Raw genomic sequence first — 11,780 nt, forward strand, 5'->3', positions numbered from 1 at the left:
CTAGGCCGTCATGAAAGAGTTTTTCCGCAACGTCTCCCCGGTGCGCGCCGCCAAGGACTTCTGGCAGATCCTTGGTGCGCCAAGCGAGTACCGCCTGCGATCGCTGGCGCTGGCGATGCTGGTCACGCTCGGGATCTTCTCGGTCATGTGGCAGCAGGGCGGCCGCGGCCTGCCGCGCCCGCCCGAGGTGATCTACTTCGAAAGCTGGCGCGCCGACCGCAGTGATGCCGAAATCATCGCCGGCAATATCGAGGCGACGAAGAAAGCCCGCGCCGAAGCTGCGGCCGAGCAGGCGCGCGCCGACGATGTGCGCAAGATGTACAAGGCGGTCGGTGCCGCCACCGGCCTTGATACCGAGGCGATGGACCGCCAGGCGCAAGCCGAGCGCGAGGCCGAAGCCCGCGCTGCGGCTGCGCGCGACAAGGCGCTGCTCGATCGGCTGGTAGTGAAGCCCACCGCCGCCCCCGCACCCTCGACCGCCAAGGCGCCCTGAACCCGGTGGCCTTCAGCGATGCCGACTGGCTGGATGCCGCCGCTGCGCTCGCCGCGCGCGGCCGCCCGTTCAGCCACCCGAACCCCGCTGTCGGCGCGCTGATCGTCAAGCATGGCCGCATGATCGGGCGCGGCTGGACCCAACCCGGCGGCCGCCCACATGCAGAGGCGCAGGCGCTGTTGCAAGCAGGCGAAGCAGCACGCGGCGCCACGGCTTACGTCACGCTCGAACCCTGCGCCCACGATAGCCCGCGCGGCCCCGCCTGCGCGCACAGTTTGCGCGATGCCGGGCTTGCCCGTGTGGTGATCGGCTGCGAGGATCCCGATCCGCGCACCGCCGGAGCGGGAATCGCGCTGCTGCGCGAAGCGGGCATTGCGGCAGAGCTGGTCCCCTCGCCTGCCGCCCTGCGCTCGCTTGAAGGCTACCTCACCCGCGCCCACTTTGGCCGCCCGCACACCACGCTCAAGCTCGCCACCTCGCTCGATGGCTGCATCGCGATGGCCGACGGCACCAGCCAGTGGATCACCGGCCCCGAAGCGCGCGCCCATGGCCATGCCATGCGGGCCCGCTGCGATGCCATCCTCGTCGGCGGCGAGACGCTGCGCGCCGATTCGCCCCGGCTCGATGTGCGCCTCCCCGGCCTCGCTGCGCGCAGCCCCGCACGCTGGGTGCTCACGCGCGGCACCGCGCCTGAAGGTTGGCAGGCCATCGCCGATCCGGCGGACGGCCGCTTCGGCGAGGCGCAGTATCTCCTCATCGAAGGCGGCGCGGGCGCTGCCGCCGCCTTCCTCGCCGCAGACAGCATCGATCGCCTGCTGCTCTACCGCGCCCCCATCCTGATCGGCGCAGGCCGGCGCGGCCTGGGCGAGATCGGCCTCGCCTCCCTCGCCGAGGCACAGGGCCGGTGGTGCCTGATCGATCAGCGGCGGCTTGGCAGCGATACGCTCGACGTCTACGACCGCATCCGCTGAAGGAGACCACAGACCCATGTTCACAGGCATCGTCACCGAAGTCGGCCGCATCCGCGCCATCGCCACAAAGGGCGATACGCGCGTGACGATTGCCTGCGCAATGGACCCGGCGAAGATCGCCATCGGCGCCTCGATCGCCTGCTCGGGCGTCTGCCTGACGGTCGTCGATCGCGGTGGCACGGCGGGGGACAGCTGGTTCGCGGTTGACGTCTCGGGCGAAACGATCAGCCGCACCGCCCCGGCGCAGTGGCACGAACATGCCCCGCTCAATCTCGAACCCGCGCTCAAGCTGGGCGACGAACTCGGCGGCCACATCGTGACCGGCCATGTCGATGCCGTGGGCCGTGTGGTCTCGGTAGATCAGACCGGCGGCTCGTGGCACGTGGTCGTGGCGGCCCCGCCGGAACTGGCACCCTACATCGCCGCCAAAGGCTCGATCACCGTCGACGGCGTTTCGCTCACCGTGAACGATCTGGCCGACCAGCCGGACGGCGCGTGCCACTTCATGCTCAACATCATCCCGCACACCGCCGAAGTGACCACGCTGGGCACGCTCGCGCCGGGCCGTGAAGTGAACCTCGAGATCGACGTCCTCGCCCGCTACCTCAAGCGGATGCAGAGCCTCGCTTCGGCGGGCTGAGACATGGCGAGGATCAGCACCGAAGCCAAGGTCCCCGCGATCACGCTCGGCTTCTGGCTGATCAAGATCCTCGCCACCACGCTGGGCGAAACCGGCGGCGATACCGTCTCGATGACCTGGCTGGGCGAGACCACGCCTGATGCGGGGGCTGCGGGGCTCAACGGATACCTTGTCGGCACGCTGATCTTCGGCGCGGCGCTCGCACTCCTTGTCTGGTTGCAGATCCGTGCGAGCCGCTTTGCGCCCTGGCTATACTGGGCCACGATCATCGCCTCCACTACGGCGGGCACCACGCTGGCAGACTTTGCCACCCGCTCGCTCGGGATCGGTTACTCCGGCGGCTCTTTGCTACTGCTGGCCTGCGTGCTCGCCTCGCTCCTTGTATGGTACCGCAGCCTCGGCACCATCGCGGCCGATACCGTGGCTACTCCTGCAGCCGAGCTCTATTACTGGATCACCATCACCTTCTCGCAGACGCTTGGAACCGCGCTGGGAGACTGGGTGGCCGATGCCGGCGCAGGCTATGGCGGCGGCGCGCTGGTGTTCAGTGCGGCCTTGGGCGTGGTTGCGCTGCTTGTCTGGTTCACCAGCGCAAGCCGCGTCGTGCTGTTCTGGGCCGCCTTCATCCTGACCCGGCCGCTCGGCGCAACCGTGGGCGATTTCTTCGACAAGCCCCTTGCAAGCGGCGGGCTTGAGATCAGCCGCCCGCTTGCCACCGCCCTGCTCACAGCGCTGATCGCGCTGTTGATCCTCGTGCTGCCGCAGCGCGCGGGGCGTCATCCGGAAGCGCGCGCCAACTAGCGCGAGCAAAACGCAGACCGTTCAGCCCGCGATGTCGCGCAGCGCGCCGATGAAGCTCTCGATATTGCCGGTCGTCAGGCCCGCGATGTTCACGCGGCCCGATCCGGCCATGTAGACGCCATGCTTCTCGCGCAGCGCCATGATCTGCTCGCCCGAAAGCGGCAGCATCGAGAACAGGCCCTTCTGGTGCCCGAGCGGCGCCATGTTGATCGGCCCGATCTGCTGCGCGGCAGCCAGCCGCTCGCGCACTTCGGCCATGCGCGCGCGCATCGCGGTGAGCTCATCGATCCACTGCGCGGTGAGCGTGGCATCACCGAGGATCAGCCGCACAGCCGCCGCACCGTGATCGGGCGGCATCGACCAGCTCGCGCGCGCGATCGTTGCGCCATTGCCCATGGCATTGGCCAGCGCCGCAGCATCGCTCGTCACCGCATAGAACGCGCCGACACGGTCGCGATAGAGACCGAAATTCTTGTCGCAGCTGTAGGCCACCAGTGCTTCCGGCACGGCGGCAAGCACCTTGCGCAGGCCATAGGCATCGGCTTCCATACCGTCGCCCAGCCCCTGATAGGCAAGGTCGATCAGCGGCAGCACGCCGGAAGCGGCCACCATCGGCGCGATCTCGTCCCACTGCGCCGGCGTGTAATCGACGCCGGTGGGGTTGTGGCAGCAGCCATGGAGCAGCACGACATCGCCCGGCGCGGCATCGGCCAGCGCGGCGCGCAGCGCCTCGAGGTCGGCTGTGCCGTCCGCAGTCATGTGCTTGAAGGTCTTGAGCTCCAGGCCCACCGCCGCCACGATCTGCGCGTGGTTGGGCCACGAAGGCACGCCCATCAGGATCCGCTTGGCGCCCGCGCGCGCAGCCACTTCCACCGCGAGGCGCACCGCGCCGGTGCCGCCGGGAGCCTGCATGCCTTCCACGCGGCTGCGGTCGAAATCGGTGCCGAACACGTAAGGGATCAGCGCATGGACAAAGCCCATGTCGCCCTCGGGTCCGAGATAAGCCTTGGAATCCTGCGTCTCGAGCAGAATGCGCTCGGCCGCCTTGATCGCGCCGAACACCGGCGTGTCGCCATCTCCTGTGCGATAGACGCCCACACCAAGGTCGATCTTGGTCGGCCGGGGATCGGCGTTGTGGAGCTTGATCAGCGCAAGCAGCGCATCGGCGGGCTGGGCGTTCAGGGTCTCGAGCATGGGCGCGCCTTTGCCCCCAAACCGCGCCGGGCACAAGGGGCTGTGGGCATGTGCTAAACGCTCAGAACGGCATCCACTTCTGGGTGCGGCTGAACTTCATGTAGCCCGCATTTACCCCGAGCCGCAGCCCCGCGCCGAAGCGCACCGGGATCACCACCACATCGCCGCGCCGCAGATAGCTCACATTGAAGCCGCCGACGAAATAGGCCTGCCCTTCGCCCGCACCGAAGCGCTTGAACAAGTCCTCGCTGTCATTGAGGTTGTAGACGAGCACGAAGGTGTTCGCCGCATTGGCACCAAGGTCGAAGCCAAGCGAAGGCCCCGTCCAGTAGACCGGCCGCTCGCCTTCGATCTTGTGATGCAGCGTGCCCGAGCCATAACGCAGCCCCACGACCACCGCACCGCCAGCCTCGCGCCCGGTGATATAGGCATTGGGTTGGCCCTGCTTCTTGAGGATATCCTGGATCATCAGCGCCAGCCCCTTGGCGCCCTTGCCGAACACACCCTCAGCCGCGCCAATGAGATCGTCCTCGCGGTACGTCGTGCCATCGGCGGCAGTGCCCTTGGCTGCACCGGCCGCCGGAGGAATCGAGGCCATGCCCGGCCCCGCCGCCGCGCTGCTTGCAGCCGGGGAGGAAAATGACGGATCGTCCGAGCTTGTCGTTCCGGCAGGTGCCGCCGGCGCGCTTGGCGAGGGTGCCAGCTGAGCAGGGGCCGGCGGAAGTGCTTGCGAACCCGGTTTTGCCGGCAAGTCGCCATCGATCGCGGTGTTGGGATCGATCTGCTGCACCTGCGCCCGCGCACCGGCGCCCAGCACTAGTCCCATGGCGGCAAGCGCGATCGCGATGTTCCGGCTCAGCTTCATCACCCAATTCCTATCCTGCGGCCTTTTGCCGGTTTGTCGGCACCGAACACCCGGCACCAGCGCTTGGGCCGAACTTTTTGGCACCCTATCAGGCCCTCATCTTTTGGCCCGGCACAATGAACCGGCGATGAGCCGAGTCGATTTCACGCCGAGGCGAATCCCGGACGTTTGTCGGAATTGCGACCACAAACACCCGCAGGAAGCCCCTTGCCGCCCCCCCACTCCCTCGCTATAGCGCCCCCTCGCCGCTGCGATCCGGAGACGTGGGTGAGTGGCTGAAACCAACGGTTTGCTAAACCGTCGTACTGGGATTACCGGTACCGAGGGTTCGAATCCCTCCGTCTCCGCCAAGCGTCGTTGATTTTAAACAATTAATCGCCCACCTCTGCTCGTTGCCCACGACTAAGCCCACTAAAGGCTTGTAGCAGTCGGCGGTCAGCATTGAACGCGGGCGAATTGTTGATAGCCACTACGTCCTACGGGGTAACCAACGCACGCCAGCTTAACGGCTGCGAGCGCAGCGCAAGACAATCCTTATATGCTGGCGCACGAATGTGCCGATCTAGTTGGCCCCTCTGAACGTGCTTGCCGTCTGTCAGAAAGAAGACGAAGAAAGTCTCGTCGCGGTTATCAAGATAGATTTCGCTGCGTTCAGGCCGTTATGGCGGGTGGCCGACTACTTCTCGACCGACGTGAGCGGCGTTTCCGGTTCGCTCGAATCGAGCAGCAATTCCCAATCGTCCAAAGACACGGCCCCGGTTGTGTCGAACGGCTCAGTCTCCCGGCAGACCAGCCGGAAGGGCACCTTCGTCATTTCTTCGGAGGTCATCGATAGATCGTACAGAAACATCGCACGATCCTCTGGCCCATCCAGCATGGTCGGCAATTCCCAGCCCTCAAACGACCGACTGTCGTTCTGATACGCCTCCAGCCAACTGTCGTCCCGGCAGATCAGCCGGTTCGGCAGCATCCCATCCGTAACGAAGCCCTCCCTAATCCCCTCGCAAACGCGCGCAGACAGTTCAGCTTCCACCTCCGGCTCGCTCGGAGTCGGCTGCGGCGGCGAGGGCGTTGCCTGAAACTCCACTCGCTCGCCCCAGCCCCCGCAGAGGCGCGCCACTGGCTCAGGCGCCGGCTGCAGGTCCGTCGAGATCGGTGCGGTTGGTAGAGTTGTCATAAGGGTCAGTGTACTCTTGCCCGTTTTGCTCGGCAATGACCTCGCAGTGAGCAGCATCTTCCCTGGCGTTACCGGTTTCCAGTTGGGCCAGAACAACGAGCCGCTCCTGCCAATCTCGTTCGCTGGTGAATCCAGCCTCTAGAGCCCGAGGCTTTGCCGCCTCGACACCATGTCAGACAGTGCTCTGTCAGCGGTGTTGGCATTTTGTCATCTGACCTTGTCGGCACATCGGCATCATCATCGAGCAAGCCCATCAACCGCACCACTTTAAGAGAAGCCAGGCTTCCATAGAAAATCAGCCACGTCCCGACTAACACCCTTTCACCGCTCGGGTCTCGTAAGCCTAAGCGGTGCACGACGTGTGCCGAGCACGGGTCCGCCTTTGTCGGGCGGCTCCCGGAATATAAGACCTCTCGTAGGAAATACGGGAGGCGTGCTGCCCCGTGCTCGAACGTTACGAACCACCCGGCTCCAGCCGGGAGCAACGGGGAGTATGCGCATGGCAACGCCTGGGGGACCGGACCAAACATTTGCAGTTGCGAACGATGATTGCCTGATTGAACTCATATCTTCCGCTCGTAATCAGCTTGTTGTCGTCGCGCCGGCGCTCACCACACCCGTTGCGATGGCGTTGGCAGACCGCTGCGACGACGAAAGCGTTGGTATCAACGTGGTGCTGGACGCTGACCCCGAAGTCTATCGGCTACGGTCTTCTCCGTTCTTGAGTGAACGGCGGACCAGTTATGGGAGGTGCAGCGTGAAGGCTACAGTGTTTGGGTGGCAAAAAACCTGGCCAAGTAATCTGTCACTCGTCATTTCTTCCGACGCGATTCTCCGGCGACAAATATTGCTTCGCGAAGGGACATGCCGTTTGCGACGTTTTGTTGAATTTCTACGCGATACGCCTGCGACTCTCTGCGCTCTTGCTCTTCGCGAAGAGCGCGTCGAACCGTACGTTCCGTGACGTCAAACTCCGACATAACGGTTTCTATCGCGATGCCTTTCTTGTCGCCCTGCGAGACAAGGTATTCAAAACGTTCGACGATCAGGTGATGACTTTCCGTTGTGGAATGTCTCTGTCCGCTCTTCGCACCGCCGGGATCAGGTGGCAGGCTCGGATGCTTTACGACGACCAACCTATACTGACTGCGCTGGGCCGAACCGGAAATGAGTTTCCGCAGTGCGAGGGCAATGCGTCTGTCTGGAATGCCCTTGTGCTTAGCGAGATACTGGTCAAGGCTGGTGAGGACACCCTTTTCCAGGTCCATAAGCACGACAAGTTCATGCAGCGGGATCTTTGTCTGACGGCCGAAGCGCTGGAACTTCTTGTCCCTCACGCCGGTATTCGAGATCGGCCGGACTCGCACTCTGCTCTTCTTGTCCATCTGATTTTGCCTGCAGCGATTTAGCAGTGCGAAGCTGGTACGGCTTGTAGCCGTAGTCGTCGACCCTCTCGTTTGCACGGCCGCTTGCGACCAGAGCACGAACCCGCTGCGCGGGAGGGTCGCTTGGGGTGATGTAGCGTAGTATTGTTCAGGCTTTGCGAGCGGCAGGGTCGCCTTGCGACCGTGGAGTTCCTTCAACGCAAAGGAACTCACGATGGATGCTGTCACGACCGCCGCCCCGAACGCATCGCTGCGCCAGCGGATGCTGCAGGATATGCAAATGCGTGGGCTTGGGGAGCACACGCAGAAGGATTACATCCGCCACGTCCGGCGCTTCGCTGCTTTTCTTGGTCAGCCCCCCGATACGGCCACCCTCGAAGATCTCCGGCGCTTCCAGCTCGATCAGCATGAACGTGCCGTTGGTCCCGCGACCATCAATGGGGCCGTGTCGGCGCTGCGGTTCCTCTTCGGTATCACCCTGAGGCGGCCGGAGATGGCGCTGGGGCTTGTCGTCATTCACGTCGCGCCCAAGTTGCGGGTGGTCCTGAGCGTCGAGGAGACCGCGCGGCTGCTCGAGGCGGCGCCAGGCATCAAGTACAAGGCAGCGCTCAGCGTGGCCTATGGCGCGGGTCTGCGGGTCTCGGAGGTTGCCCACCTCAAGGTCGATGACATCGACAGCACCCGGATGCTGATCCGTGTCGAGCAGGGCAAGGGGCGCAAGGACCGCAATGCCATGCTCTCACCGCATCTGCTCGACCTGCTCCGGCAGTGGTGGCGCGAAGGCAAGCGGCGCGGCGTGATGCTGCCCCATGGCTGGCTGTTCCCCGGCCGCAGCGGCACGGATCCGGTCTCGGCTCGCCAGTTGCACCGCGTGGTGCAGGAGGCGGCCGAGCGTGCCGAGATCCGCAAGCGGGTAAGCCCGCACACCTTGCGGCACTCGTTCGCCACTCACCTGCTCGAGCAGGGCGTCGATATTCGCGTCATCCAGGTCCTGCTGGGACACGTGAACATCAACACGACCGGCATCTACGCCCAGGTCTCGAGCAAGACCATGCGGGCGGTGACCAGCCCGCTCGACCAGATCGTAGCCGTGATGGAGGGCAGAGCGCCCCCGGGCTGAACCGGTGCGCTCCTCACTCGAGGTCGCCGATATCTTCCGCAGCGCCGGGCCCGCTTATCGCGCAGCCCATGCCGGGCATCTCAGCCTCGGCCAGCTCAAGGTCATGACGGCGATCGAGACCTGCCGCACCGCTGCCCTGGGCGGTCATGTCGAGGCCTGCGACGACTGCGGGCACTGGCGGATCGCCTATAACTCGTGCCGCAACCGGCATTGTCCCAAGTGTCAGGGCGCCGCCGCGCGCACCTGGCTGGCCGCGCGCGAGGCCGATCTGCTGCCGGTCGGCTACTTCCACGTCGTGTTCACCGTGCCTGCCGGGGTCGCGGATATCGCGTGGCAGAACAAGGCGGCGGTCTATGACCTGCTGTTCCGCGCGGCGGCCGACACGATGCTGACCATCGCCGCCGATCCCAGGCACCTCGGCGCGCGGATCGGCATCACTGCCGTCTTGCACACGTGGGGATCGGCACTGACCCACCACCCGCACGTGCACATGATCGTGCCCGGCGGCGGGATCGCTCCGGACGGCTCGCGGTGGATCTCCTCGCGGCCAGCCTTCCTGCTGCCGGCCCGCGTGCTGGGAGCGTTGTTCCGCCGCTTGTTCCTCACGCGCCTGCTGGCCTTGTTCGATGCCGGCAAGCTGGGCTTCTTCGGCGCTCAGGCCCACCTTGCCGCCCGCAAGGCCTTCCTGCGCCATCTCTCGCCCATCCGTAAGAAGCGCTGGGTGGTCTATGCCAAGCCGCCCTTCGCCGGGCCGGAGGCGGTGCTGGCCTATCTTGCGCGCTATACCCACCGCGTTGCCATCTCGAACCGGCGGCTCATCGCCTTCGACGAGGGCGGTGTGACGTTCCGCTACAAGGACTATCGCCGCGACGGGGCCGAACGGCAGCAGGTCATGACGCTGGCGACCGACGAGTTCATCCGCCGCTTCCTGCTCCACGTCCTGCCGCGCGGCTTCCACCGCATCCGGCATTACGGTCTGCTCGCCAGTTCAACCCACAAGGACACCATGGCGCTCGCCCGCAGGCTGCTGGGCGTGGCGGCGCCAGCCGAGGAACCCGAACCCGACGAACCTCCCGATCATCGCCCGCCCTGTCCATGCTGCGGCGGGCACATGACCATCATCGAGTCCTTCGCCCGGTGGTGCCAGCCCCGTGCGCCGCCGTCATCGGCACCGCCTCTCCGGGAGAATGCGCCATGATCCGGCATGGCTCAGCCTGCACGACGGTTGCGCCTATAGCGTCCTGGCCGATGGTCCAGCGCATGCCTGTCCCAGGACTACCTTGGGCTAAGGGCATATCGGCCGGCCAAACCAACGCCAGGAGCCATGTGACACCGCCCAAAATCACTTCGATCAGGTCGCCCGGAGCACTGCCGGACCGGCAGCGCTCACCCACAAGGACCATCCCAAAGTAGCTTTACCCATAGACCAGCGCCCGGGGCCCGCGGGTTCCTGCACTGGAGGCTTTCGTACGCAAGCGCCCGAAACCCTTCGCAAATCCTGTCTGTCCCACATCGCACCTTGAACGTCCGTGTCTGAAAAAAGCTGCCATGAGGTTCGTTCCAATGGCATCAATCCGGGCTCGAGCATTGAGGCAGAATTGACTGCTTCTGACCCGATGGCGAACAATTTTCACGTATCTCGGGGAATAAAGGCCTTTCATCGCCAGTCTCTCCTTTGAAAACCCTTGAAGGAGATTGCACGTGGTGACGGATAGCTCGCTGCTTGGACGACGCCAGGCCTTGAAATGTCTGGGTTGGTCCGGGACCGGCGCGCTCTATGCGCTGAGCGGCGGGATCGCCGCATCGCTGACGCTCGATCAAGCCATTGCCGCCGTGCCCTTGGGGAAGGAGCCCGGCGTGGCGACCGCGCCCTTCACGTTCCTGCAGATCAGCGATACCCACATCGGCTTTGCCAAGGCTGCCAATCCCGATCCCGTGGCAACGCTGCGTGAAACCGTGGCGAAGGTCCGGGCCCTGCCCGTCCAGCCCGATTTCGTGGTGCACACTGGTGATATCAGCCACCTCGCGAAGCCCGAACAGTTTGATCTCGCACAGCAGGTGCTGGGAGAGATCGGGCTGCCGATCCATTTCGTGCCGGGCGAACACGATCTGGTCGATGGCAACGATCCACGGCCCTACATCGCGCGTTTTGCGCCGGAGGCAAAAGGCAACGGCTGGTACAGCTTCGATGTCAAAGGCGTGCATTTCGTCGCTCTGGTGAACGTGGTCCAGCTCGGCAGCAAAGGCATGGGTACTCTGGGCGCGGACCAACTCGCGTGGCTCAAGGCGGACCTTGCAGGTCTCTCATCCTCAACCCCCATTGTCGTGCTCTCGCACTTTCCGCTGTGGGCGCTGTATCCCGATTGGGGCTGGGGCACCGAGGATGGGGCAACCGCGCTCGCACTGCTCGGCCGCTTCGGTTCGGTCACCGCGCTCAATGGCCATGTGCATCAGGTCCAGCGCAAGCTCGAAGGACACATGAGCTTTCACGCCGCCCGCTCGACTGCCTATCCGCAGCCTGCGCCCGGTGTCGGGCCCGGGCCGGGACCGCTGGTCGTCGCGCCAGAACAATTGCGCTCGCAGATCGGCGTTTCCACGCTGCGCTTTGCCGCGAGCGACACCCCCATCGCCATTCTCGATGCCGCGCTGGCCTGAACCGGAACCGTGATCATGTTTATGCAACGATGTGCGCCAAGGCCGCGATCCCTGCTTCTTGTCACCGCGCTTGCAGTGCTGGCAGGCAGCGCTTCGGCTGGAACCGGACCTGCCCGCCCTGCGCGCCACCAAGCCATGCTTGACAGGAAGCCGGCCGCCGCAATTCCGGGCGGCAATGCTGTCAACGGGGCACGGCTCTATCAGTCCTGCATGGGCTGCCACTCGCTCGGCGAAAACGATGTCGGCCCGCGCCATCGCGGTGTGGTCGGGAGGGCGGCAGGGTCCGTGCCCGACTACGCCTATTCCGCGGCGCTGCGGAAGTCCGGTCTGGTGTGGACGCCTGCCAATCTCGACAAATGGCTGACCAACCCGCAAAAACTGGTGCCGAGTACGAAGATGTATTTCTCGGTCGTCAAGCCGCAGGATCGGGCAGATATCATTGCTTACCTTGCGCAGCAGAAGTGAGCACAAGGCATAGC

12 protein-coding genes and 1 tRNA gene are annotated in these 11,780 nt (G+C 65.0%); 9 read left to right on the plus strand and 4 right to left on the minus strand.

All coding sequences use genetic code 11. The annotated features are described in order from the left end of the window. Positions 1 to 10: 10 nt before the first annotated feature. The 4 genes from ACO06X_RS08270 to ACO06X_RS08285 are packed head-to-tail and all read left to right on the plus strand — an operon-like array spanning position 11 to position 2,905. On the plus strand, positions 11 to 493 hold the full coding sequence (locus ACO06X_RS08270) for a hypothetical protein (protein WP_421839448.1): 483 nt from the start codon (positions 11 to 13) through the stop codon (positions 491 to 493). Beyond that, a complete protein-coding gene (ribD, locus tag ACO06X_RS08275; protein ID WP_421839875.1) occupies positions 490 to 1,464 on the plus strand; it encodes a bifunctional diaminohydroxyphosphoribosylaminopyrimidine deaminase/5-amino-6-(5-phosphoribosylamino)uracil reductase RibD in 975 nt (324 codons plus the stop codon). Before ACO06X_RS08270 ends, ribD begins: the two co-directional genes overlap by 4 nt. Before the next feature lie 16 nt (positions 1,465 to 1,480). Then, positions 1,481 to 2,104, plus strand: coding sequence for a riboflavin synthase (locus ACO06X_RS08280; RefSeq protein WP_421839449.1), 624 nt, complete (start codon positions 1,481 to 1,483; stop codon positions 2,102 to 2,104). 3 nt (positions 2,105 to 2,107) lie between these two features. Further along, complete coding sequence (locus tag ACO06X_RS08285; protein WP_421839450.1) at positions 2,108 to 2,905, plus strand: hypothetical protein; 798 nt, start codon at positions 2,108 to 2,110, stop codon at positions 2,903 to 2,905. Positions 2,906 to 2,926: 21 nt separating this feature from the next. Here ACO06X_RS08285 and ACO06X_RS08290 read toward each other — a convergent pair whose 3' ends face one another. After that, positions 2,927 to 4,099 (minus strand): aromatic amino acid transaminase, encoded by a 1,173-nt coding sequence (locus ACO06X_RS08290; protein WP_298172845.1) that lies wholly within the window; start codon positions 4,097 to 4,099, stop codon positions 2,927 to 2,929. A 61-nt stretch (positions 4,100 to 4,160) separates the two neighbouring features. Further along, positions 4,161 to 4,964, minus strand: coding sequence for a DUF1134 domain-containing protein (locus tag ACO06X_RS08295; protein WP_421839451.1), 804 nt, complete (start codon positions 4,962 to 4,964; stop codon positions 4,161 to 4,163). Between the two features lie 257 nt (positions 4,965 to 5,221). Here ACO06X_RS08295 and ACO06X_RS08300 point away from each other — a divergent pair. Then, a tRNA-Ser gene (locus ACO06X_RS08300) sits at positions 5,222 to 5,314 on the plus strand. Between the two features lie 326 nt (positions 5,315 to 5,640). Here ACO06X_RS08300 and ACO06X_RS08305 read toward each other — a convergent pair. Together ACO06X_RS08305 and ACO06X_RS08310 are read right to left on the minus strand one after the other, a co-directional pair. Beyond that, positions 5,641 to 6,141: a hypothetical protein gene (locus tag ACO06X_RS08305; RefSeq protein ID WP_421839452.1), complete on the minus strand. Its 501-nt coding sequence runs from the start codon at positions 6,139 to 6,141 to the stop codon at positions 5,641 to 5,643. Positions 6,142 to 6,953: 812 nt separating this feature from the next. Continuing rightward, positions 6,954 to 7,526 carry a hypothetical protein gene (locus ACO06X_RS08310; protein ID WP_421839453.1) on the minus strand — a complete coding sequence of 191 codons (573 nt, stop codon included), beginning with the start codon at positions 7,524 to 7,526 and terminating at the stop codon, positions 6,954 to 6,956. 214 nt (positions 7,527 to 7,740) lie between these two features. Here ACO06X_RS08310 and ACO06X_RS08315 point away from each other — a divergent pair, with 214 nt between their 5' ends. The 4 genes from ACO06X_RS08315 (at position 7,741) to ACO06X_RS08330 (ending at position 11,766) form a co-directional block, all read left to right on the plus strand. After that, the gene (locus ACO06X_RS08315; protein ID WP_421837548.1) at positions 7,741 to 8,646 is read left to right on the plus strand and encodes a tyrosine-type recombinase/integrase; all 906 of its coding nucleotides are present in this window, start codon (positions 7,741 to 7,743) and stop codon (positions 8,644 to 8,646) included. A gap of 4 nt (positions 8,647 to 8,650) precedes the next feature. Continuing rightward, entirely contained in the window at positions 8,651 to 9,844 is a 1,194-nt protein-coding gene (locus ACO06X_RS08320; RefSeq protein ID WP_421837549.1) for an IS91 family transposase, read from the plus strand. A 506-nt stretch (positions 9,845 to 10,350) separates the two neighbouring features. Beyond that, the gene (locus ACO06X_RS08325) at positions 10,351 to 11,301 is read left to right on the plus strand and encodes a metallophosphoesterase family protein (RefSeq protein ID WP_421839454.1); all 951 of its coding nucleotides are present in this window, start codon (positions 10,351 to 10,353) and stop codon (positions 11,299 to 11,301) included. Positions 11,302 to 11,436: 135 nt separating this feature from the next. Continuing rightward, positions 11,437 to 11,766, plus strand: coding sequence for a c-type cytochrome (locus ACO06X_RS08330; RefSeq protein WP_421839455.1), 330 nt, complete (start codon positions 11,437 to 11,439; stop codon positions 11,764 to 11,766). Positions 11,767 to 11,780 lie beyond the last annotated feature (14 nt).

It is taken from the genome of Novosphingobium sp. (genome assembly GCF_965229225.1).
In the GTDB taxonomy this organism is placed as follows: Bacteria; Pseudomonadota; Alphaproteobacteria; order Sphingomonadales; family Sphingomonadaceae; genus Novosphingobium.

What these genes read in the sequence shown, in the direction of transcription:
- ACO06X_RS08270 (WP_421839448.1), top strand. Translation starts at nt 11, where the DNA reads ATGAAAGAGTTTTTCCGCAACGTCTCCCCGGTGCGCGCCGCCAAGGAC.
- ACO06X_RS08280 (WP_421839449.1), top strand. Translation starts at nt 1,481, where the DNA reads ATGTTCACAGGCATCGTCACCGAAGTCGGCCGCATCCGCGCCATCGCC.
- ACO06X_RS08285 (WP_421839450.1), top strand. Translation starts at nt 2,108, where the DNA reads ATGGCGAGGATCAGCACCGAAGCCAAGGTCCCCGCGATCACGCTCGGC.
- ACO06X_RS08290 (WP_298172845.1), bottom strand. Translation starts at nt 4,099, where the DNA reads ATGCTCGAGACCCTGAACGCCCAGCCCGCCGATGCGCTGCTTGCGCTG.
- ACO06X_RS08295 (WP_421839451.1), bottom strand. Translation starts at nt 4,964, where the DNA reads ATGAAGCTGAGCCGGAACATCGCGATCGCGCTTGCCGCCATGGGACTA.
- ACO06X_RS08305 (WP_421839452.1), bottom strand. Translation starts at nt 6,141, where the DNA reads ATGACAACTCTACCAACCGCACCGATCTCGACGGACCTGCAGCCGGCG.
- ACO06X_RS08310 (WP_421839453.1), bottom strand. Translation starts at nt 7,526, where the DNA reads ATGGACAAGAAGAGCAGAGTGCGAGTCCGGCCGATCTCGAATACCGGC.
- ACO06X_RS08315 (WP_421837548.1), top strand. Translation starts at nt 7,741, where the DNA reads ATGGATGCTGTCACGACCGCCGCCCCGAACGCATCGCTGCGCCAGCGG.
- ACO06X_RS08330 (WP_421839455.1), top strand. Translation starts at nt 11,437, where the DNA reads ATGCTTGACAGGAAGCCGGCCGCCGCAATTCCGGGCGGCAATGCTGTC.